This window comes from Virgibacillus subterraneus, from assembly GCF_900110695.1.
GTDB lineage: Bacteria > Bacillota > Bacilli > Bacillales > Amphibacillaceae > Lentibacillus > Lentibacillus subterraneus.
Genome location: NZ_FOEH01000002.1, coordinates 275,302 through 297,705, shown reverse-complemented (window position 1 = coordinate 297,705; position 22,404 = coordinate 275,302). Strand labels below are relative to the sequence as shown.

The following is a 22,404-nucleotide window of genomic DNA, read 5'->3' as shown; positions in this document are numbered from 1 at the left end:
TAAAAAACATTCTACTTATTCATAGAATGTTTTTAATATAAGTTAAGCTATTTTTTAATCATATGAGAGATAATATTGGCTGTCTCTTCCACAGCTTTATTGGATACATCTACAGTCCTGCATCCAATTTTATTAACTAGATCATCAAAACACTCTAGCTCTTGGTGTATTCTTTCCATATTCGCGTATGTTGCTTGGTCACCAAGTCCTAATGCCTTTAATCTTTCTCTTCTTATTTCATTGAGTTTTTCAGGACTTATTTGCAATCCAATACATTTTCTCGGATCTACTTCATATAGCTCCTCAGGTGGATCAACTTCAGGAACAATGGGTACGTTGGCAACCTTCAGCCTTTTGTGTGCCAAATACTGTGATAAAGGGGTTTTAGAAGTGCGTGAAACACCAATTAAAATAATATCAGCTCTAGCAATACCACGTGGGTCCCTGCCATCATCGTATTTAACCGCAAATTCAATTGCTTCTACACGTTTAAAATAGTCTTCATCTAATTTATGGACTAATCCAGGCTCAAGGCGCGGGTTATGATCGAAGAATTTCTCCATTGCATCCATCATTGGACCCATAATATCAATTGCTTCAATATCTTTTTCCTTTGCCTTTGTATTTAAATATTTTCGTAGAATTGGATCTACGAGTGTAAATCCGATAATTCCTTGCTTTTCTTGTACAATCTGTACGGTTTCATCAATCGTTTTTTTATCCTCTACATATGGCACTCGCTGTATATTATATTCCCCATTATTGAATTGACTCAAACCTGCTTTTATTACTAATTCAGCAGTTTCTCCAACGGAATCGGACAAAACATAAACTAGTGGTTTTACACCCATGGTTCGGCTCCTCTCTTATAAATGCTCATCCATTATTAACTCCACAAACGCTTTCGTTATAGTCGTTTTCGTAATACGCCCTACAATTTCTACGCCCTTTTCAGTATCTTTGACGATAGGAAGCCCATCAATTTGTTTATCAATCAGCTTCTTTGCAGCATCTATCATTAAATCCTCACGATAACATACAGTAATATTAGGCATTCTAGTCATGATAATATGTACCGGTACAGCGTTTAAATCCTGATTTCCGATGCTCGCTCTTAATAAGTCTTTTCTTGATAAAACACCTATTAGACATGCGTTATTATCTACTACAAAAAGCGTTCCAACATCTTCTAAAAACATTGTTGAAATAGCATCATAAACAGAAGCATCTTCCTTAACGACTATAGGGACTGACTGGTATTCCTGTACTTTAAATTGTTTAATCTTTTCGGTCAGTAGTTCAGTTCCAGTCTTACCTGTATAAAAATACCCTACCCTTGGTCTTGCATCAAGAAAACCAGCCATGGTCAATATAGCTAAATCTGGCCGTAATGTTGCTCTTGTCAAACCAAGACGTTCGGCTATATTCTCACCAGTAATCGGGCCATTTTCTTTAACAATTACAATAATTTGCTCTTGTCTATTTGATAACTCCACTTTTTCACCACCTAAAAACTTAATGTGACATACTATTTATTAAATATTATAGACTAAATATAGTGAAAAAGAAATAATGTTACCTTAAAATAATGATCTGAGAATTTCTATATAATAAACGTTTTTACACCTGCTTGGATTAGAATTGCTGCTTCCATTCGATTGCGGATAAATCAGCAAAGTCGAAAGTTAATGTTGCTATTAGATTCAAGAGTGACAGTCGATTATTACGGATTTGATCATCGTCTGCCATAACCATGTTATGCTCAAAGAAGTTGTGAATTGGTTCTGCCAATTTCCCTAGCTGTAAAAGGGCATCCTCAGCTTGCTGGTTACTATTAGAATTAATATAAGAATCCTTTACTGCCAAATAAACCTGATATAGTTCCTTTTCGGAAGGTGTTTCAAAAAGGTCTGGATTAATAGTATTTTGATTTGTTTTCTTGGACAGGTTAATCACTCTTACAAGTGCTTGTTGAACAGATTTAAAATCATGATCATTACGTTTGCGGGATAAAATACTCGCTTTTGCTAACGTATATGCAATAATACCTATCTCTTGATGCAATACAGATTGAATAACATCTTGCTCAGCCTTTACTTCCTTAAGTATATACGTGGCACGTAAACCAAAGAACTGTTCTAATTCATTTCTCACTTTATTAATATCATTTTGTTCAATTGCTTGATCACGAAATAAATTCTGTGTTAAATCCAGTAATGATTCAACCGTAATATTCCATTTATTTTCTTTTAATATTTTCAAAATACCTACCGATTGACGTCTAAGACCATAAGGATCCTGTGAACCAGTTGGTGTTAAGCCTACTGAAATACAACCTACAATCGTATCCAGTTTATCAGCAACACTTACAATAGCACCTTCAATATTCTCCGGTAAACGATCATCAGCATGAACCGGTAAATAATGATCAGCAACTGCTTTAGCAACTTCTTTTGCCTCGCCAAAATTCAGTGCATATGTTTGTCCGATAATTCCTTGAAGCTCTGTGAATTCATTCACCATGTTCGTTGGTAAATCAAACTTGCAAATTTCAGCAGCCCTGACTGCTTTTTCTTTTGTCTCTTCAGAAAGATTTAGCTGTTGTGCCAATTGATCTGTAATCCTAACAACACGTGACACTTTATCACTTATTGTTCCTAATTTTTCTTGAAAAACAACCCGCTCCAACTTCTCCAAATAATAATCTATAGAATGTTTTTGATCTTCTTCAAAGAAGAATTGTGCATCAGATAACCTGGCATGTAGAACTTTTTCGTTGCCTTTGATTACAGTATTTAATGCTTTGTCATCACCATTTCTAACTCCGACAAAGTAAGGCAGCAATTCTCCATTCTTTGACTTTACAGGGAAATACCGCTGGTGTTCTTTCATAGATATTATTAACACATCTGATGGTAACTTTAAAAAGGATTCTTCATATGAGCCAATAAATACCGTTGGGTACTCAACGAGATTACGTACCTCATTCAATAAACCATTATCAATTGGAATTTGAAATCCATATTCTTTTTCTATTTGTATTATTCCCTCTGTAATTAAATGTTCACGTTCATTTGGATCTGATATAACGTAATTATCTTTCAGGTCAAATTGATAGTCTGTTGGTGATTTTAAAATGATTTTGCTTCCTAAAAACCGATGTCCGAACGTAAAATTGCTAGTTGTAACATCAGCAATTTCAAAAGGTATTACTTGATCTTCATATAATGCAGCAATCCAACGAATTGGACGTGCATATCGAAGGCTTTGTTCGGCCCAGCGCATATTTTTGGGAAATTGAATGGATTCTATAATTCCTTTGAATGTAGGAAGTAATTCATAAGTATCTTTACCGATAACCTGATTTTTCACAAATATATATTTTGTCCCTTTTATTTCTTTAGTATAAATGTCTTCTACAGTCTTTCCTTGACCTTTTGTAAAACCAATTGCTGCTTTTGTCCAGCTTCCTTCATCATCTTTCGCTATTTTAACAGCTGGCCCTTTTACTTCCTCTTCAAGTGACGTTTGCGTTTCGGCAACATCCTTAATTAAAACGGCAAGTCTTCTTGGTGTAGAGAATGAAGTAATAGAGTCATACGAAATACGTAATTCATCTAGCCAATCCTTTGTCTTACTAATAAGTTGGCTTTCTGCCTTATCAATAAATCGTGCAGGCAATTCTTCTAACCCTATTTCAAACAATACATCTTTAGCCATTATTCTGCCTCCTTTGTTAACATAGGAAATCCTAACCCTTCACGTTCTGCTACGTAAGCTTTAGCAATATTCCTAGCTAGGTTTCGTATTCTTGAAATATATCCTGTTCGTTCTGTTACTGAAATGACACCCTTAGCATCAAGTAAATTAAATGTATGCGAACATTTTAATACATAATCATAGGATGGAAATACCAATCCTTTTTCCATTGTAGCCTTAGCTTCTTTTTCATACATAGAAAATAACTTAAATAGCATGTCTGTATTAGACTCTTCAAACGTATATTTTGAATGTTCGTATTCAGGCTGAAAAAAGATATCTTTAACCGTTACACCATCTGTCCACTCCAAATCAAATACATTTTCTTTATCTTGAATATACGATGCCAAACGTTCAATCCCATACGTAAGTTCAACTGTTACCGGACTTGCTTCAAGCCCGCCAATTTGCTGAAAGTATGTAAATTGTGTTATTTCCATTCCGTCCAGCCACACTTCCCATCCTAATCCTGCAGCACCCAGAGTTGGATTTTCCCAATTATCCTCTACAAAACGTATGTCATGCTCCAACGGGTTAATTCCAAGCGCTTTTAATGAATCTAGATACAATTCTTGAATATTGTCTGGCGACGGCTTCATAATTACTTGGAATTGGTGATGCTGATAAAGTCGATTTGGATTTTGCCCATATCGACCATCTGCTGGTCTTCTTGATGGCTCAACATACGCTACATTCCACGGTTCTGGACCTAGACTTCTTAACAGTGTCATTGGAGACATTGTTCCGGCTCCCTTTTCAACGTCATACGCCTGCATCAATATACAATCTTGGTCTGACCAATATTTTTGCAAAGTTAAAATCATTTCCTGTATTTTCATTTTTAATAACCTCCATAGTTGCTTTATTAGAAAATTAGGCTTATCCCCAAGCTTTAATGGCGAAAGCTTAAGTTGCACTTATGCAGTAAGGAAGAATTTATATTTTCTTAACTGCTTGAATAAAAAAACCGTCCCTATGTCATTTTAAATGACATAGGGACGGTTTTTATACCGCGGTTCCACCCTACTTGCTCTATACAAGAGCCACTTTATACCGTTTGCTCAGAAGCGCCATTCCTCATCGTCCTATTATCCAGCTTCCACTAATCTGGACTCGCTCAAAATAGCAATCAATAAGTACTATTCTTCCTCAACACAATTATGTTTTTATTCGAAATATGTACAAATAATACTGTATTAACACCTATATTGTCAACAAAAGTAGCTTATCTTAATTTATCCAATTGATTTAAAAATCGTTTAGATTTAAGATAATAGCCGCCATATTGGTCGTAATAGGCATCTATTAACTGTCGCAATAAATTCTTATTTGCTGATTTCACTGATATTTTACCAACTCTTTCCAATTCTACACTTACAAAGATATGCAACAATTTTGCTATCTTATCTGGCAGCATTATTGCTTCAGAGTCAATATGGTTACATCGCGAACAAAGTAAACCACCTTCAGATATCGAAAAATATAAAGGAGTATCTTTCCTGCCACAACTCACACAATTACTTACTGTCGGTGCAAACCCGCCTTTTGCAAATAATTTTAACTCATACATCATCATTGGAATATCAGCATCTGCATCATCATGTTCAGCGATCCAGGATAATGTCTGGTATAGCTGGTCAAATAAATATTTATCCGGTAAATGTGAATCAACTAATTTATCGGTCAACTCAACTATATATGCAGCATAAGCTGTCTTAATAATATCTTCCCTAATAAAACGGAGCGAATCAACAACATCTCCCTGCTGAATAGTACTTAATCCCGAATTGATATAGATAAAAAATTCACCAAGTATGAATGGCTGCGTAACTGCAGCCATTCTGCTTTTTGGTTTCTTGGCTCCTCTGGCAATTGCAGAGATTTTACCTAGTTTATTACTATAAATCGTAACTATTTTATGTGATTCACTGTAATCTTGCGTTTTAATGACAATACCTTTCATTTTTTCAAGCAAATAGTATCACCTTCTTAGGTCAAACCATTGAAAAATTCCCATGTACTATAATTTTGTGTCAATCGATGATACTTCCTCATCTTCCTGTTGGACCGAATTTCCCTTACCTCGTGCTCTTTCTTCTAACTCTTTCAATAATAAATAGGTTTCAATGTTTCCTGTTTGACTAAATAATCTCCAGGTTAAGTCGATCACAAGAAACCCCACCTTTCTTTATAGCATGTTGAAAAAGTACTTACTAATAGAATTACCATACATGTTAAATCAATGAGTTTTAAATTTTACCAAGTTTAATATTCATCACTACGGAACCCAAACTCACGCAGCTGCGATTGCTTGTTGCGCCAGTCTTTTTGGACTTTGACCCAAAGTTCTAAATAAACTTTTGATCCTAACAATGCTTCAATATCTTTTCGAGCTTTTTTACCGATATCTTTTAACATACTTCCTTGTTTACCGATAATAATTCCTTTTTGCGTTTTCCGTTCCACAACAATTGCTGCCTGAATAAAAACTGCATTTGAGTCTCTTGTTTCAATGTTTTCAATCACAACTGCTATTGAATGCGGTACCTCTTCTCTGGTTAATTGCAATGCTTTTTCCCGTATTAACTCGCCAATGATGAACCGTTCAGGATGATCTGTTATTTGATCTTCAGGGTAATATTGAGGCCCTTCCGGCAGATGTGCCTTTAATATATCAAGTAAATGTGTAACATTATTACCATGAAGCGCTGAAATTGGAATAATTTCCTCAAAATTGTACTTATTTTTATAGCGCTCTATTAAAGGGAACAAATCATCTGGATGAATTAAGTCCACTTTATTGATGATCAGGAAAACCGGGCGTTTTACTTGCTGCAGCCGGTCGATTATATATTGATCACCTTTTCCATAACCTTCATCAGCGTTAATCATAAAAAGAATTGCATCCACTTCATTCAATGTATCCTCAGCTATTTTCACCATAAAATCACCTAAACGATGCTTGGGTTTATGGATTCCTGGTGTATCGATGAATACTATCTGTGCATCTTCTTCTGTTAAAACACCCTGAATTTTATTTCGTGTTGTTTGTGCCTTATCACTCATTATCGCTATTTTTTGCCCTATTACATTGTTCATAAATGTTGACTTGCCTACGTTAGGTCTACCAATAATTGCTAGGAATCCTGATTTAAATTTAGTGTCCATGTTATTTCCTCCGAAGCAGTTATGTCTATTTGATATAATCATCATACTACAAAATCCAGCTAGTTTCATGTATCCGACAAAACCTTTAAAAAGTTTCTATAATTCTTCAGAAAATGACATGTAATGATTAGAAGAACTTGGCTTATCGTTAAAGGGGTTTTTATGAAATCAAACTTTACTTCTCATAGAATCCCTTATGCTTTGAAGCGCAGAACTAAATGGAAAGTTCTTAGTTTCACTTATGCAGTAATTATTTATACTTTCCTAACTGCTAAAAAAACCTTCGTATAATGAAGGTTTTGCTAAAATAATCCATATATTTTCGGTAAAAATATAATCATACCAACGATTAGCGCAGTTAAAGCAGCTAATAAAACTGCCCCTGCAGCAACATCCTTAATTGTTTTAGCTAACGGATGTGTATCAGGTTTCACATAATCAATCAGCTTTTCAACGGCTGCATTAGTAGCTTCAGCAACTAATACTAACCCAATTGTAAGCATAATAATTGCCCACTCAATTAAGGTTAACTGTATTAGAATACCTGCTATAATAACTGTTATTGTAGCTATTAAATGTATCTTAAAATTCCGTTCAGTTTTCGTTACTTCTTTAAGACCATTCCACGCATGAGAAAAACCAATAGATTTTTTCCTTTGATTACCGTTCAATGCCAAATTCACCCAAAATTTCTTCCTGCCTTTTAAACATTTTCTGTTCATCATCTTTATCCATATGGTCATATCCAAGTAGATGCAAGAAACCATGAACCGTTAGAAATCCCAATTCCCTCTCTAGCGAATGGTCATAATCCTTAGCCTGTTCCTCTGCTTTTTCAACAGATATAACAATATCGCCAAGAACAAGGGGAATATCTTCACCAACAATATCCAATTCATCATCAGCTTGCTCCTGCATTGCAAAAGATAATACATCGGTTGGTTTGTTAAGCTGTCTATAATTTCGATTAATTTCTTGGATTTCATTGTTACTGACAAAGTTTATTGATACCTCAGCCTCCATAGAAATACCTTCTTTTTTTGCTGTAAAAATAAGTAAACGTTGGAGCATATCAATATAATCGGTAGGTACAGAATTTGTTTGGTCATGAAAATCAATATACATTTATTTTGCCTCCTTCATGGGATATTGTATTCTTGAATGAAAAATTCCCTTTAATGATTCACAGATTGTTTGATGAACTTTATCCAACTCCTTTAAAGTCAGTGGACATTCATTTAATTGTCCATCCATCAGACGATCATTTACAATGGAAGACACAATTTCTTCAATCTTATCCTCTGTTGGCTCATTTAATGACCTTACAGCGGCTTCCACAGAGTCACAAATACATATTATTGCAGCTTCTTTAGTTTGTGGCTTTGGACCTGGATACCTGAAGTTGTTTTCCTTCACATAGCGGTTACTTTCCTTTTCCTTATAATAAAAATATTTTAATAAAGTAGTTCCATGATGTTGCATTGCAATATTGATAATTTCTTTTGGAAGTTTGTGTTTTTTAAGCATTGCAACTCCATCATAAGGATGATTAATAATAATTTCTGCACTTTGTCTTGGTTCAATTATATCATGAGGATTAGAAATCGATAACTGATTTTCAATAAAATAATGTGGTCTTACTGTCTTACCAATATCATGATAATATGATCCTACCCTTGCAAGAAGCCCATTTGCTCCAATCACCTCACAAGCCGTTTCACTGAGATTGGCCACCATCACAGAATGATGATACGTACCTGGTGACTCAGTTAGGATTTTTCGAAGTAATGGCTGATTCGGACTTGCTAATGATAGTAATTTAATATCTGATAATATACCCAAACCGGTTTCGAAAAATGGCAATAAGCCAATTGCTAACACTGCTGACAGAAATGCAGATGCTATTCCAAATCCAGAATAAATTAATAATTCGCCTACTGAATACTTTTCAAAAGAAAGAAAAAGGAATAATAATACTGTAATAATGTTAATAGCAGTTACACCAACACCTGCCTTAAGAATGGCCAAGCGATCTTTGACATTTGTCAGAAATATAATACCAGCCATTTGTGAAAAGAAGAAGTAAATACCAGCCTCTATATTTAATGCACCCGGAATTTGTCCGTTAAAAATTATGCTCCCCAAAATGGCATACAATATAGAGAGTACAATTGCAAACCTTTCATTGAGCAATTGTTTTACAAGTAAGGTTCCTATTGCAACAGGGACTACGAAAAATAATTGGCTTACAGGAACTGTTATCATACTTACCACTTTCATTAGTGCTACAACTATAATACTTATTAGTATTATAGAAGAGATTTTACCTTTATCTAGGCTATTAACTTTTGAAAGGAGATTCATTTCATATCCAATAACAAAGATTATTAAAAATATTAATAGAGCCAAACCTATTACTGGATAAATATTTCTTTCTTCATCCAATAAGCCAGCTAATTTTAAGTCCTGATAAAGCTGATTTGTAATTACTTGGCCTTCCCTGACAATTATTTCACCTGCTCGAATTACAACAGGTTCTACGCTGCTCGCTGCATCCTTTCTTGCATCCATTGTCTTTTCAACATCAAAGAATGAATTTTCCACCACTGCAAACTCACTTAATTTTACTAGCGGTTCTTTTATGCCGTTTGGCAGATTGGAATACTTTATATCTTGTTCAATTTTGGTTATACCACTTTGAATATTTTCAACACGGACACCATTTACTAAAACTTCTTTCAATGAAGAGATTAACAATTCCTTGCCCTCTGCACGCATTTGTGGCTGTGCTTCTGCAAGTTCATATAATATTCCATCATTAACCTCTTCTGTTATATTTGGAGATAATATTTGCTTTAATCGCCGAACTTTTTCCTGGCTTGTCATTACACCTACGTTATTCTCATTAGGTGAATCTGGTGAACTTTCAGAATCCTCCGCATCTACTTTATCGATTGCATCAAATATTTCTTCCACATATGCTACTTGCTCTTTAGTCGTTTCAGTTGATATATCAAATCTATCTTCAACAGATTGAACCGTTTCGCGGGTTTTCCGTTTCGTTTCCTGCTCATTTTCTACTGTAATTGGAGAACGAATAGTCTCCTTGGCACTGGTAAATCGTTCAATATCATATGTTTCTGTAAACACGTTATTAACAGTTACAAGGAAAAAAAAGACACCTAAAATAGACACCGGCAAAATAACTGTTAGCCATTTTGTTCGGATCTTAAATAGTGCCTTTACAAAGTTTCGCAACATTTTCCCCATAATTTTCACCTCGTAACTGATCAAATCAAAAACGCAGGCATTACAATTAACTATGTATATATAGAAATAAGACCCACTATTGGGGGTCTTACACTATTTCATCGACTAGTTCGTTTTTTCATATACATCAATAATTTTTTGTACTAACGGATGCCTTACAACATCAGTTTGGTTTAAATGAATAATTGAAATTCCATTTACAGATGACAATAACTGGTTTGCTACCTGTAACCCTGATTTAACACCTTTGGGTAAGTCGATTTGGGTGATGTCTCCAGTAATTATCATTTTAGAGCCAAAGCCTAAGCGTGTCAAAAACATCTTCATTTGTTCAGGTGTAGTATTCTGCGCTTCATCTAATATAACAAATGCATCATCAAGTGTTCGTCCACGCATATAGGCTAATGGGGCAATTTCAATGGTATCCCTCTCGATTAAACGCATTGTATGTTCAGTCCCCAGCACATCGTGTAATGCATCGTATAATGGCCTTAAATAGGGATCAACCTTTTCCTTCAGATCACCAGGCAAAAATCCGAGGCTTTCCCCAGCTTCAACTGCAGGGCGTGTTAAGACAATTCTTTTCACTTCACCATTTTTTAATGCATGGACAGCCATTACGACAGCCAGATACGTTTTTCCAGTACCAGCGGGACCAATACCAAACACAAGGTCATGAGTTTTAATTGCTGATACATAACTCTTTTGTCCTAATGTTTTTACTCTAATTGATTTCCCCTTAACATTTTTGGTTATCTCATCTTCAAAAAGTGTTTCAAATTGATTAATTTTACCTTTTTTTGCGAGATCCACTGAATATACTACATCTCGCTCTGTTATATTCAATCCTTTTCGTACAATTGTAAGAAGAGTTGATAAAATCTCCTCAACAAGTTCAATCTCTTCTTTAGCGCCAGAAACACCTACTTGCTCTCCTCTTGTAACAATGGATACATTTAATTGTTCTTCTATCTGCTTTAAATATTTATCATTTGTACCAAACAAAGCTAATGCTTCATTAGTATTGGTTAATTGTAACTCAATTGTTTTCAAGTTTTCTGACATAATCAATCTCCTTGATCTATTGATTCCTCTTTTACAATATTTTCTTCCACAGCCATATATAAGATTAGTTTTACTTTACCATTCTCAATTGTTTCATGCAAAACTTTTTCAGAAACAATTCTCGCATCAGGTCCCAGTTGCAACTGTAACTCGTTTTTTGCTTGTTGAATTCCAATATCAATCGCTTCATTTTTACTTCTCTCTATTTTATTATACCTTTTTTCACTTAAAATAGTTTCAATTATTTTAACAGGAAGCTTCCACTTCAAAAAATAAAGGTCTCTTTCATTTCTTTCTCGATGAATATCATTAAAATCAGGTGAACTGAATCCCCATACAGGTAGCTCGAATTCATTGATACTTAAATGATATTTACTCTCACGATTTCCTGTCAATAGTTCATGATTAGCTTCTAACGGAATGGTCACTTCTGTTTCATACCATGTCTTCGCAATTATTTCTCCTTCAGCAGCTACTAAATCATATTTTTTGTCCTCTTTGCTATCGTCAAAATTAAGCTTTCCTGAAACAAGTACCTGTCCAGGTTCAACATAGTCATTGACTTGAACTTTTGGGAGTCCTTTAGATACATACATTTTTTGAATTACGCCTTTTTTTGTAGCTACTAAATTTCGAGGACCTTGTACTTCCTCTTCTTTTACTATCGTTTTTTCTACACCTTCAAGAACATAGGATGTCCCTTTTTGGTGCACTCCAACCCACAGTAATTCAGGTACATCATTTACTAATTGTTGTTGCACTTCACTAGGTGGATCCAGTGTAAAAGTCCATGCACCCTGATGAATTCCGTATTCAGTCAGTTGTTCACTTATTTTTTCCTCTATATCTTTTGGTACACCTATTATCTTAACTTCCCAAATTATATTAGATAGAAAGAAAATAAGCATGATACTTAACAACAACCCAACCATAACTTCTTTTTTACGAGTATATTGTTTAAATAAAAATGGTAAACCTCTTTTGTTTATAAAAGTTAGTTTATAACTTGTCCGACGTTTAATATCCTTCAATATATCAATATCACTTAATTTGACGTTACCTTTACATGCATTCTCGGATACTTTTTTAATATTCCAAACTGTAATACCTTGATCGATACAAAATTGAAAGAAAAGTTCTGGATTTCTTCCCTTGATTAAAATAGTCATGTATCCAGTAATAAATGAACCTTGAATATGTTTCATGTCCTCCTCCTTAATATTTTAATCTGGAATAAATTTGACTTCAGTTATCAATCCTTCCAGTAATATTTCTTCAGGCAGCATCATTTTCAATACAAAAGATGATCCTGAAATCTGTATATAACCCTTATTGGTTTTAAGCTTCAATTCGGTATCTGAGTAAACAATAAGTCCTTTATGATTCTCAATATAAACATGAATTTGACCAATCATTGTTATCCGCGGCAGCTCCAACATGACATCAGTTGGAAGCGCAAGATGATTCATTAACCATGGACCAATTCGTTGTTGCCATTTCTTCACTGATGTGGCCCCCTCTCACATACATATTTATGAAATCACCGACAGGATAAGAACAAAAAAAAGAACCACTACCGGCATAAGCATCTATAGCTCATTAGATAGTGGTTCTTTATTTAAGTTAGTCATTTTCTTCGTTGCTTTACAACACTTTGATATGGCTTGGTTGCTCTAGGAGAGCCTAAAACCTCTGCCATAATAACGCCGTTTACTAAACCTTTTTGATTCAAGTTATTTTTTATCCGTCTTTTAAATCTTTTTTGTTCAGCAGATAATTCTCTGTCAGGTTCCCTATTCTCACTATTGTCAGTAATAATTGCATCATGTTTACGTTCATCCAGTGCTTTTTGTGTATCTGTATTCATACGGTCAGCCAAGCGTTCGCGTTGTTCTTGCTGTTGTTCTTCAATTGACGTTTTGGCTACTGTACTTTGTGGCTGATTATTACTGACTGTTTCACCGGCCCCACCGAAAGGAGCCGGTGAAGGTCTAGGTGAACTAGCTGTTCGTTTTTGTTTATTGGAATTAGTATCAGACTTATCTTTTAAAAAACCTGCAAGTCCCCCAATAATTGCAAGGATTATAAGAATGACATCCATAATAACCCTCCTGTATCCTCTAATACATTATTTATTGTCATTGTCTTCTTTTTCATTATCAGACAATTTTCCAATTGTACCGCGCATATCTGTATCAGCATCAATATTTTTATAGTTCATATAATCCATTACACCAAGATTTCCGGACCGTAGTGCTTCCGCAAGCGCAAGTGGAACATCCGCCTCTGCTTCAACAACTTTTGCACGCATCTCTTCAACTCGAGCAACCATTTCCTGCTCTTGTGCAACAGCCATCGCTCTTCTTTCTTCCGCTTTAGCCTGAGCAATATTTTTATCCGCTTCAGCTTGATCTGTTTGCAGAATAGCTCCGATATTCTTGCCGATATCAACATCAGCAATATCAATTGATAAAATTTCAAATGCTGTTCCTGCATCCAATCCTTTGCTTAGAACATTTTGTGAGATTGAATCAGGGTTTTCCAGCACTTTTGTATGTGCTTCTGAACTACCAATTGTACTTACAACGCCTTCACCTACACGGGCAATTACTGTTTCTTCTCCAGCACCACCGACAAGGCGGTCAATATTTGCACGTACCGTAATACGAGCTTTTGCTTTCACTTCAATACCATCCATCGCGATACCTGCAATAAATGGCGTTTCAATTACCTTTGGATTAACACTCATTTGAACAGCTTCTAGTACATCACGACCTGCTAAATCAATTGCTGCTCCTCTTTCGAAGGATAGTTCAATATTTGCTCTATGTGCAGCGATAAGTGCGTTTACTACTCTATCTACATTACCACCTGCTAAGTAATGACTTTCCAGCTGATTTGTAGTTAATTCTAATCCTGCTTTATGTGCCTTAATTAACGGATTGATTACTCTTGAAGGTACAACCCGACGTAATCGCATACCAACAAGTGTGAAGATACCTACTTTAACACCAGCAGCTAAGGCACTAATCCATAACATTACTGGAATAAATGTAAATAATACTGCAACAACAATTAATATTACCGCAATTATTATTACCGGCATAAGTTCTTGTAATTCCATTTAAATTCCTCCTATAAATCTTTTTATATTATACTTCTCTAACTACCACTCGAACTCCTTCTACCTTAACCACCTTTACTGGCCTATTACTCTGAATAAACCCTCCTTCTGATACAACATCTAAGCGTTCATCATCAAGTATAGCTGTACCTGATGGACGTAACTGAGTTACCGTTACACCTTCCAACCCAATTAATTCCAACCTATTTACAGTGGAAACATACCCAAGCTCTGTTGATGTCTGGTCCTTTAATATAATATGGCGAAAAAACCCTTTTTCCATTCCCATCGTTTTAAACAATATAATAGAAGCAATTATAGCTACTATAAATGCAATACCAATGCTCATTGACATATGACCAATATCCTGTCCTGATATAATCAATGAACCAACTACAGAAGCAACACCAAGCAATCCTGCAATTCCTCCAGGAACAAAGAACTCTGCAATTATCAATACTAAGCCTAAGATTAATAAAATAATGGCTTCCATTCCTGCCAGACCTGCAACTACATGTCCATAGAAGAACAAAATTAACGATAGCAATCCCATTATACCTGGTATACCAAAACCAGGTGAATACAACTCCACAATCAACCCAAGACTTGCTATGGACAATAATATAGGGACTACAACCGGGTTAGTTATGAATCTAGCTATATTTTCAGATATTGTGGGTTCTTTCTCAATAATAGTTGCATTGCTCAGCCCTAAGTCGTTCAACATTTCTGTCCGATCTTGAACAGTGGCTTTTGAATAACCAACCTTAACAGCTGATTCAGGATCCAGTGTAAGATACTTACCTTTCTCAGCACCATATTCCGGGAGATCTATACTCGGATCTGCCATTGCAGCCGCATATAACTTATCCCTTCCTTTTGACTCAGCTGCACTTTTCATTGCACTTAGCCATGCGGATTCTGCCTTTTTATCTGCCGCAGTTCCATCCTGATTAATCACTCCACTAGCTCCCATGTTGGCTTGTGGTTTCATATAGATATTATCTGTGTTTAATGCAATATAAGAACCTGCTGACAATGCCTGATTAATAACAAAGGAAGTAGTAGGTAGCTCAAGATCCTGTAGCAGTTCTGCAATTTGTCTTGCAGAATCCACTCTTCCCCCAGGTGTATCGATTTCAAATATTATATGATCCGCACCTTTTGCTTCCGCCTCTTTTGTAGTTCGTGAAAGAAAGGCTTCAAGTCCACGTTCCACTTCATTTTCTATCGGAATAACATAGACTACCTTTCCGCTACCATTGTTTTGTGCTTTAATTACTGAAATTGCGCTAAACAGTGACGCTGATATAAAAAATACAAGCACTAAAATTATGTATTGCTTAAGTCTATTAACAGGCACACAGCATCCCCCCCTTTCTATTTTACCTTCATTTTTACATACGATTCATAAATGTAAATGGTTTCATTTCAGCCATATTAGTTAAATAGTATCACAATTAGGTCAAAAGATGGTGTATTTCTAAAAAAGTTAAATGAAAAAGCCTCGTCAAATCTGACAAGGCCTTTTATATTACTAATTAATTTAAATTTTTTTGAACAAGCCTGTTAATTTGTGCACCATCAGCCTGACCCTTAACTTTAGGCATGATTGCACTCATAACTTTCCCCATATCTTTTTTGGAAGTTGCATTTACTTCCTGAATCGTAGACTGAACTAATGCCTCTAACTCATCTTCTGATATCTGTTCTGGCATATATTCTTGTAAAATATTGATTTCAATTTCAAGTTTTTTAACAAGATCATCGCGTCCAACTGATTTAAACTCTTGGAGGGAATCTTTCCTTTGTTTTAACTCTTTGGATAGAACAGTTAATTCTTCGTCTTCAGAAAGTTCTTTATTACCAAGTTTTATCGATTCATTTTGTAGTGAAGCTTTAACCATTCGAACAACACCAAGGGTGTCTTTATCCTTCTTTTTCATGGCTTGCTTCATATCTTGGTTTAGCTGTTCTAATATTGTCATGCTCTTGCACCCTCTTTAGAATTTACGCTTTCTAGCAGCTTCAGACTTCTTCTTGCGTTTAACGCTAGGCTTTTCATAGTGTTCACGCTTACGATATTCCTGTAGTGTACCACTTTTTGACACACTACGCTTAAAGCGACGAAGAGCATCCTCAAGGTTCTCGTTTTTACGAATGCGAGTTGTATTTGACATGCTAATTTCCCTCCCTCCGAAGCAAAAAACAAAAATGTACAGACATGGATAATATCTCATGTCTCTGCCAATTATAATATAACCCCACTTACAGGTCAACTTAAAAATAGTACTTATATACATATAAATTTATAATAAACAGTTAAGAAACCAATATGGCAGCCGAGTCCGCGCCACCATCTACTATGAAAAAAAGGCAGACTGAAAATTAACCTGAATAAGTGATATTACATTAGATATCCCAATTAACTTCATAGCTGTTTAAAAATGTCTTTTTTTTTACAAAGTAATAAAATACTTTCTTACAGCCTAAGTGAAACTAAGGCTTGCACCATTAAGCTGTACTACAAAGTAGATAGAGTTCTAATAAAGCAAAATCACGCTTTCATAAAAAAAACTTTATCGATATGCTACGTTTTCTAATAATTATCTGCCCCTTTATTTCCAGCAATTATATCAACACCTGCACTAGCACCAATCCTAGTGGCACCCGCATCGATCATGGCTTTTGTGGATTCAAGATCACGAATACCGCCTGACGCCTTAACGCCCATTTCGCTTCCAACTGCTTCACGCATAAGCTTAATATCATGAGCAGATGCACCACCACCAGAAAATCCTGTGGAAGTTTTCACAAAATCTGCTCCAGCCTGTTTAGCAAATTGGCAAGCTCGTACTTTTTCATCATCGGTCAACAATGAAGTCTCAATAATAACCTTTGTTAGCGCATTCCCTTCTGCAGCTTCAACTACAGATTTAATATCATTTTTAACTGCTTCATCATTGTTCGACTTTAATTCCCCAACGTTAATAACCATATCCACTTCTGTTGCCCCATCTTTAATAGCTTGCTTTGTTTCAAACACTTTTGTTTCTGTAGATGTAGCTCCTAATGGGAAGCCAATAACAGTACACACTTTAACTTCAGTATTCTTTAAATTCTCGTAACAAAAAGGTACCCAATACGGATTAACACAAACCGAAGCAAAACCGTTTTCACTTGCTTCTTTTACAATCTGGGCAATCTTCTCTTTTTTTGTATCTGGCTTTAATTGGGTGTGATCAATATATTTTGCTAAATCCATATTCATGTATCTCTTCCTTTCATATATGGTTGTACCTACTAAATTAAATCCTATTTATCTTGCATAATGATTTATAAAACATGAGTGTTCGATTTAAGAAGTGGCTTTAATATTTGAGTTTGTGGCACTCTCCATAACACGGACAAATGTACCTTCGTTATACGGATAGCCGGATTTATTTATCTTTATACGAACGATTTTTCCAATTAAATCCTGTGTACCTTTGAAACGCACTTTTAAATAATTATCTGTATAGCCAACCAAATAGTCTGTATTTTCTTCAGATACACGTTCTTCCGGTATAACTTCCAGCACTTCATTTTCATAGTCTGAAGCATACTCTTTTGCTAATTGGTTTGAAAGTTCAATCATTTGATGTACACGATCATTTTTTACGTCCTCATCAACTTGATCTTTCATGCGTGCCGCAGGTGTACCCGTCCGTCTCGAAAACGGAAAGACGTGCAGTTCTGAATAGCCAACATCTTTAATAAAGTTGTAAGTTTCCATAAACTCTTCATCCGTTTCCCCCGGAAAGCCAACGATTACATCTGATGTGATTGCCAAGCCAGGTAGAGCATTTCGAATCTTGTCTACCTTCTGTTTATAAAATGCGCTAGAATACTTTCTCCGCATACGATTTAATACAGTATCAGACCCTGATTGCAATGGAATGTGCAAATGGCGTACAATTTTAGTTGATTTATCAAGTACATCGATTACTTCATCTGTAATTTGGCTTGCCTCGATAGATGAGATACGAATCCGTTTCAGTCCCTCAACATTCGTTTCTAATTCATGAAGTAGTTTTGCAAAGTTATAATCATTCATATCTTCCCCATATCCTGCAGTATGGATACCGGTTAAAACAATTTCCTTATACCCTGCGTCAACTAAATTCTGAGCTTGTGATACTACATTTCCAGGGTCTCTGGACCGTAACAATCCTCTTGACCAAGGAATAATACAGAACGTACAGAAATTGTTGCATCCTTCTTGAATTTTTAGTGAAGCGCGTGTACGATCAGTAAATTCAGGTACATCCATCTCCTCAAATACACGGTTTTTCATTATATTTGTTACACCATTAATCGGTTCGCGTGTTTTTTGGTGTTCTTCAATGTAGTTAATCATTTGTTTTCTGTTTTGTGTCCCGACAATAACGTCAACACCCGGTATCTCCATTATCTCACCTGGAGAGGTTTGGGCATAGCAGCCTGTTACACAAATAACTGCTTCAGGGTTTTTGCGGACAGCTCTTCTGATTACTTGTCTGCTTTTTTTATCCCCTGTGTTTGTCACTGTACATGTATTTATTACATATACATCAGACTGATGATTAAAATCGACACGTTCATAACCGTTATCTTTAAACATGTTCCAAATTCCTTCAGTCTCATAATGATTCACTTTGCATCCTAAAGTGTGAAATGCTACTGTCGGCATTATCTGCACCTCAATTCTTCAAATTGGTAAGAAATACTCGCTAACACATATAGAGAAGCAGTTTCAGTCCGTAATATACGTGGGCCTAACCGAACGGAAGTAAAACCATGCTGCTTTAATTGATCTGCCTCTTTTTCTGAGAAACCACCTTCTGGGCCGATACAAACTAACACTCGATTCCCAGAATCCATTTCACTTATTATCGTTCCAAATGATTGAAATTCTGAAGTTTTTGCTTCTTCTTCATATGCAAACAATTTTTTATCATAATTAGAACTTTCTTCAATTAACTTTTCTATGGTTGTTACATCATTAATTTGTGGTATTTTGGTTCGGTGACTTTGTTCACTTGCTTCTTTGACAATTTTTGAATATCGTTTAAATTTCTTTTCGGCTTTTTTATCATCCCAAACTACTATAGAACGTTCTGCTTGTATCGGTGTGAATGCAGTTGCACCAAGTTCTGTACCTTTTTGTAATACCAATTCAAACTTATCACTTTTAGGTAATCCTTGAGCGATTGTAACTTCAATTGGTAGTTCAGAGGACTCTTCCAACCATTCCATTATAACCAACTGGACACCATCATTACCTGATGAAGTGATTTCACATATTGCTGCTATACCATCTGGGTGATTACATATGATTTTGTCTCCGGCCTGTAATCTCATCACTCGATTTATATGATGTGCATCATCTGCATTAATAATAACTTCATCTTTTCCCCAATTAGTTTCAGGAACAAAATAGCGTTGCAAGCTAAGCACCACTTTTCTATTGATTCTTTCTAGCTATTATAGAAACCCAATCTTCCATTTCATTTATTTCCAAAATTCGAAAACCCTGTTGGTTCAATTTATCAACCACCATTTGTTTCTTTGCTTGGATAATGCCGGATGTAATAAATATACCGTTCGTTTTCAGATTATGCCATGCATCCTCCACAAACCTGACGATTATCTCAGCTAAAATATTGGAAACAATCATATCTGCTTTCATACTCACACGATCAAGAAGGTTATTCTGTTTCGTGACAATTTTTTTATCTACCTTATTCAGCTTAGCATTCAATTTGGTGCTCTTCACTGCTATTTCATCCAAATCAAATGCATAAACTTCCTTGGCGCCCAATAAGCCTGCAGCAATACTTAATACTCCAGAACCACAGCCCACATCTATTACATTATCATTTTCTTCTATATACCGTTCTATACCTTGAATACTTAAAACTGTTGTTGGATGTGTTCCAGTACCAAACGCCATACCTGGATCAAGCTCGATAATCACTTCATCACTCGATACAGCCTCATAGTCTTCCCAAGTTGGAATAATCGTAATCTTTTTTGAGATTTTAACTGGTTTATAGTATTTTTTCCATGCTGTTGCCCATTCTTCTTCATGTATTTCGCTTAAGGTTATTTGGTTTCTGCCTAAATTAATATCGTAAAGCATTAAATTGTTAATAGCCTGCTTAATTTCATTAACTGTTTCACCCAAAAAACTATTTACTGGTAAGTATGCTTTTATATAGACGCCCTCTTCTGGGTATTCATCCACATTTAATTCATATATCTCACCAAAAAAATCATCACGTTCAGCAGTCAAATCAAGCGGGTCTTCAATAACAACACCACTGGATCCGGTTTCATGTAGAATATTAGAAATTGGTTCAATAGCTTCATTAGTCGTATGAATGCATATTTCTGACCATTTCAAATCAATCCACTCATTTCTTTAAAAAGTTAAATCTTTTATGTAAGCGGTGTTGCTGTAACACCGCTCTTAATTCTTGACTCTTTTCATAAGTTTTGTTTCTTTAAAATATTCGAAGTTGATATAAACTGCGACATAATGTGGAAAAATACTTGCCTTCACAGTGACTTCTTAGCCATGTGAAACATTTCAGCCTCTAATCAAAAATCTTAATCGGTGGAGGCAGAATACGTAGACTCCTATGGGAACAGCACGTTCGGAATACCCCGGAAGAAGCGTTTTTAGCGTCACAAGGAGGCTGAGGTCGTGCCCATGGAAAGCTAAGTATTCTGCCGGAACGAGTCGAAGCACTCTACCATCTTTAGAACTAGAGATAAGTCTAAAAAAATTTTCACTATATCGCAGTTTTTAGAAAAAGTTCAACAATCATTTAGAAATAGTCTAGCTTTTAAATGCGTTCTTAAACCGTTGGAAAAAGGAACTTTCTTGTTCATCCGTTGCTTCGTTTCCACTAATATCATTAAATTCACGCAACAGTTCCTTTTGACGATCTGTTAATTTATTTGGTGTAATTACTCGTACCTGTACATGTTGATCACCGTGACCAGTTCCACGAACATTTGGGGCTCCTTTGCCCTTCAGTCGAAAGACTTTGCCTGTTTGTGTTCCGGCAGTTATTTTCAGCATAACATTACCATGTACGGTTGGTACTTCTATTTCATCACCAAGTGCTGCTTGAACGAAGGTTACAGGTAACTCACAGAATATATGATCACCTTCACGCTCAAAGAAATCGTGTGATTTCACTTGAATCACAACATACAAATCCCCTGGTGGTCCACCGTTAACACCTGCTTCACCTTTGCCAGAGACACGAATTTGCTGTCCTTCATCAATTCCTGCAGGGATTGAGATATGGATTTTATCTTGCTTTCTTTCCTTCCCTGTTCCGCCACATGTATTACATTTTTCAGGAATAATCCTCCCTGTACCATTACAATGATGACACACACGACGGTTAACAACACGGCCAAATGGAGTGTTTTGTTCCGTATTTAATTGGCCCGATCCCTCACAATGTGAACATGTTTTTGTCTTTGTACCAGGCTTAGCACCTGATCCGTCACACGTTTCACACTCTTCTTCCTTTGGTATACTTACATCTGTTTCCTTACCAAAGATAGCTTCTTCAAATTCTAAAATCATAGAATACTGTAAATCAGCACCTTGTTGCGGGGCATTTGGATCACGTCTGCGACCGCCACCGCCAAAGAACATATCGAAAATATCACCAAAGCCACCGAAGTCCTGTGCTCCGCCTCCAAAGCCACCAAATCCTTGGCCTTGTGCGCCTGCATGACCAAATTGATCATATTGTTGACGTTTTTGGTCATTACTTAATACTTCATATGCCTCTTTTGCTTCTTTAAACTTTTCTGCAGAATCTTCTTCACTATTCACATCTGGATGGTACTGTCTTGCCATTTTACGATATGCCTTTTTTATTTCATCTTTTGAAGCACCTTTTTCGACTCCAAGTATTTCATAATAATCTCGCTTACTCACTTGTAAATCACTCTCCCGGACACTATTG

23 protein-coding genes and 1 other annotated feature are annotated in these 22,404 nt (G+C 35.8%); all 23 genes read right to left on the bottom strand.

Going from position 1 to position 22,404, the window contains the following annotated elements; all coding sequences use genetic code 11:
• Positions 1 to 47: 47 nt before the first annotated feature.
• A complete protein-coding gene (locus BMY13_RS07885) occupies positions 48 to 851 on the bottom strand; it encodes a pyruvate, water dikinase regulatory protein (RefSeq protein WP_092492536.1) in 804 nt (267 codons plus the stop codon).
• Positions 852 to 866: 15 nt separating this feature from the next.
• The gene (gene ccpN / locus BMY13_RS07880) at positions 867 to 1,496 is read right to left on the bottom strand and encodes a transcriptional regulator CcpN (protein ID WP_092492535.1); all 630 of its coding nucleotides are present in this window, start codon (positions 1,494 to 1,496) and stop codon (positions 867 to 869) included.
• A 139-nt stretch (positions 1,497 to 1,635) separates the two neighbouring features.
• Positions 1,636 to 3,720 carry a glycine--tRNA ligase subunit beta gene (gene glyS, locus BMY13_RS07875; protein ID WP_092492534.1) on the bottom strand — a complete coding sequence of 695 codons (2,085 nt, stop codon included), beginning with the start codon at positions 3,718 to 3,720 and terminating at the stop codon, positions 1,636 to 1,638.
• Positions 3,720 to 4,598: a glycine--tRNA ligase subunit alpha gene (gene glyQ / locus BMY13_RS07870; protein WP_092503742.1), complete on the bottom strand. Its 879-nt coding sequence runs from the start codon at positions 4,596 to 4,598 to the stop codon at positions 3,720 to 3,722. Before glyQ ends, glyS begins: the two co-directional genes overlap by 1 nt.
• Before the next feature lie 152 nt (positions 4,599 to 4,750).
• Positions 4,751 to 4,921: a binding site (T-box leader), on the bottom strand.
• A 63-nt stretch (positions 4,922 to 4,984) separates the two neighbouring features.
• A complete protein-coding gene (gene recO / locus BMY13_RS07865; RefSeq protein WP_092492532.1) occupies positions 4,985 to 5,734 on the bottom strand; it encodes a DNA repair protein RecO in 750 nt (249 codons plus the stop codon).
• Between the two features lie 45 nt (positions 5,735 to 5,779).
• The gene (locus tag BMY13_RS07860; protein ID WP_092492531.1) at positions 5,780 to 5,929 is read right to left on the bottom strand and encodes a YqzL family protein; all 150 of its coding nucleotides are present in this window, start codon (positions 5,927 to 5,929) and stop codon (positions 5,780 to 5,782) included.
• A 95-nt stretch (positions 5,930 to 6,024) separates the two neighbouring features.
• Positions 6,025 to 6,927 carry a GTPase Era gene (era, locus tag BMY13_RS07855; RefSeq protein WP_092492530.1) on the bottom strand — a complete coding sequence of 301 codons (903 nt, stop codon included), beginning with the start codon at positions 6,925 to 6,927 and terminating at the stop codon, positions 6,025 to 6,027.
• A gap of 302 nt (positions 6,928 to 7,229) precedes the next feature.
• The gene (locus BMY13_RS07850; protein ID WP_092504197.1) at positions 7,230 to 7,598 is read right to left on the bottom strand and encodes a diacylglycerol kinase family protein; all 369 of its coding nucleotides are present in this window, start codon (positions 7,596 to 7,598) and stop codon (positions 7,230 to 7,232) included.
• On the bottom strand, positions 7,588 to 8,052 hold the full coding sequence (ybeY, locus tag BMY13_RS07845; RefSeq protein ID WP_092492528.1) for an rRNA maturation RNase YbeY: 465 nt from the start codon (positions 8,050 to 8,052) through the stop codon (positions 7,588 to 7,590). The genes BMY13_RS07850 and ybeY overlap by 11 nt, the downstream gene beginning before the upstream one ends.
• Positions 8,053 to 10,197, bottom strand: a complete 2,145-nt coding sequence (locus tag BMY13_RS07840; RefSeq protein WP_092503740.1) for an HD family phosphohydrolase — start codon at positions 10,195 to 10,197, stop codon at positions 8,053 to 8,055.
• A gap of 105 nt (positions 10,198 to 10,302) precedes the next feature.
• Entirely contained in the window at positions 10,303 to 11,262 is a 960-nt protein-coding gene (locus BMY13_RS07835; protein WP_092503738.1) for a PhoH family protein, read from the bottom strand.
• Between the two features lie 2 nt (positions 11,263 to 11,264).
• Positions 11,265 to 12,467, bottom strand: a complete 1,203-nt coding sequence (gene yqfD, locus BMY13_RS07830) for a sporulation protein YqfD (protein ID WP_092492525.1) — start codon at positions 12,465 to 12,467, stop codon at positions 11,265 to 11,267.
• An 18-nt stretch (positions 12,468 to 12,485) separates the two neighbouring features.
• The gene (yqfC, locus tag BMY13_RS07825; RefSeq protein WP_092492524.1) at positions 12,486 to 12,767 is read right to left on the bottom strand and encodes a sporulation protein YqfC; all 282 of its coding nucleotides are present in this window, start codon (positions 12,765 to 12,767) and stop codon (positions 12,486 to 12,488) included.
• A gap of 122 nt (positions 12,768 to 12,889) precedes the next feature.
• Positions 12,890 to 13,363: a hypothetical protein gene (locus BMY13_RS07820; RefSeq protein WP_092492523.1), complete on the bottom strand. Its 474-nt coding sequence runs from the start codon at positions 13,361 to 13,363 to the stop codon at positions 12,890 to 12,892.
• 27 nt (positions 13,364 to 13,390) lie between these two features.
• Positions 13,391 to 14,386: a flotillin-like protein FloA gene (floA, locus tag BMY13_RS07815; protein ID WP_092492522.1), complete on the bottom strand. Its 996-nt coding sequence runs from the start codon at positions 14,384 to 14,386 to the stop codon at positions 13,391 to 13,393.
• A 28-nt stretch (positions 14,387 to 14,414) separates the two neighbouring features.
• Positions 14,415 to 15,749, bottom strand: a complete 1,335-nt coding sequence (locus BMY13_RS07810) for an NfeD family protein (RefSeq protein ID WP_092503736.1) — start codon at positions 15,747 to 15,749, stop codon at positions 14,415 to 14,417.
• Between the two features lie 178 nt (positions 15,750 to 15,927).
• Positions 15,928 to 16,374 (bottom strand): GatB/YqeY domain-containing protein, encoded by a 447-nt coding sequence (locus BMY13_RS07805; RefSeq protein ID WP_092503734.1) that lies wholly within the window; start codon positions 16,372 to 16,374, stop codon positions 15,928 to 15,930.
• 15 nt (positions 16,375 to 16,389) lie between these two features.
• Positions 16,390 to 16,566 carry a 30S ribosomal protein S21 gene (rpsU, locus tag BMY13_RS07800; protein WP_092492519.1) on the bottom strand — a complete coding sequence of 59 codons (177 nt, stop codon included), beginning with the start codon at positions 16,564 to 16,566 and terminating at the stop codon, positions 16,390 to 16,392.
• Positions 16,567 to 16,985: 419 nt separating this feature from the next.
• Positions 16,986 to 17,657, bottom strand: a complete 672-nt coding sequence (gene deoC, locus BMY13_RS07795; protein WP_175476745.1) for a deoxyribose-phosphate aldolase — start codon at positions 17,655 to 17,657, stop codon at positions 16,986 to 16,988.
• Positions 17,658 to 17,744: 87 nt separating this feature from the next.
• Positions 17,745 to 19,097: a tRNA (N(6)-L-threonylcarbamoyladenosine(37)-C(2))-methylthiotransferase MtaB gene (gene mtaB, locus BMY13_RS07790; RefSeq protein WP_092492518.1), complete on the bottom strand. Its 1,353-nt coding sequence runs from the start codon at positions 19,095 to 19,097 to the stop codon at positions 17,745 to 17,747.
• The gene (locus BMY13_RS07785) at positions 19,097 to 19,855 is read right to left on the bottom strand and encodes a 16S rRNA (uracil(1498)-N(3))-methyltransferase (protein ID WP_092492517.1); all 759 of its coding nucleotides are present in this window, start codon (positions 19,853 to 19,855) and stop codon (positions 19,097 to 19,099) included. Before BMY13_RS07785 ends, mtaB begins: the two co-directional genes overlap by 1 nt.
• Before the next feature lie 16 nt (positions 19,856 to 19,871).
• Complete coding sequence (prmA, locus tag BMY13_RS07780) at positions 19,872 to 20,813, bottom strand: 50S ribosomal protein L11 methyltransferase (RefSeq protein WP_092492516.1); 942 nt, start codon at positions 20,811 to 20,813, stop codon at positions 19,872 to 19,874.
• A gap of 438 nt (positions 20,814 to 21,251) precedes the next feature.
• On the bottom strand, positions 21,252 to 22,376 hold the full coding sequence (gene dnaJ, locus BMY13_RS07775; protein WP_092492515.1) for a molecular chaperone DnaJ: 1,125 nt from the start codon (positions 22,374 to 22,376) through the stop codon (positions 21,252 to 21,254).
• Between the last annotated feature and the right edge of the window lie 28 nt (positions 22,377 to 22,404).

Bases quoted from the DNA above. Each gene is read 5' to 3' on its own strand.
- BMY13_RS07805 (WP_092503734.1), bottom strand. From the start codon at position 16,374: ATGACAATATTAGAACAGCTAAACCAAGATATGAAGCAAGCCATGAAA.
- BMY13_RS07835 (WP_092503738.1), bottom strand. From the start codon at position 11,262: ATGTCAGAAAACTTGAAAACAATTGAGTTACAATTAACCAATACTAAT.
- era (WP_092492530.1), bottom strand. From the start codon at position 6,927: ATGGACACTAAATTTAAATCAGGATTCCTAGCAATTATTGGTAGACCT.
- floA (WP_092492522.1), bottom strand. From the start codon at position 14,386: ATGGAATTACAAGAACTTATGCCGGTAATAATAATTGCGGTAATATTA.
- ybeY (WP_092492528.1), bottom strand. From the start codon at position 8,052: ATGTATATTGATTTTCATGACCAAACAAATTCTGTACCTACCGATTAT.
- BMY13_RS07885 (WP_092492536.1), bottom strand. From the start codon at position 851: ATGGGTGTAAAACCACTAGTTTATGTTTTGTCCGATTCCGTTGGAGAA.
- rpsU (WP_092492519.1), bottom strand. From the start codon at position 16,566: ATGTCAAATACAACTCGCATTCGTAAAAACGAGAACCTTGAGGATGCT.
- glyQ (WP_092503742.1), bottom strand. From the start codon at position 4,598: ATGAAAATACAGGAAATGATTTTAACTTTGCAAAAATATTGGTCAGAC.
- yqfD (WP_092492525.1), bottom strand. From the start codon at position 12,467: ATGAAACATATTCAAGGTTCATTTATTACTGGATACATGACTATTTTA.
- BMY13_RS07840 (WP_092503740.1), bottom strand. From the start codon at position 10,197: ATGGGGAAAATGTTGCGAAACTTTGTAAAGGCACTATTTAAGATCCGA.
- mtaB (WP_092492518.1), bottom strand. From the start codon at position 19,097: ATGCCGACAGTAGCATTTCACACTTTAGGATGCAAAGTGAATCATTAT.
- deoC (WP_175476745.1), bottom strand. From the start codon at position 17,657: ATGAATATGGATTTAGCAAAATATATTGATCACACCCAATTAAAGCCA.
- BMY13_RS07820 (WP_092492523.1), bottom strand. From the start codon at position 13,363: ATGGATGTCATTCTTATAATCCTTGCAATTATTGGGGGACTTGCAGGT.
- glyS (WP_092492534.1), bottom strand. From the start codon at position 3,720: ATGGCTAAAGATGTATTGTTTGAAATAGGGTTAGAAGAATTGCCTGCA.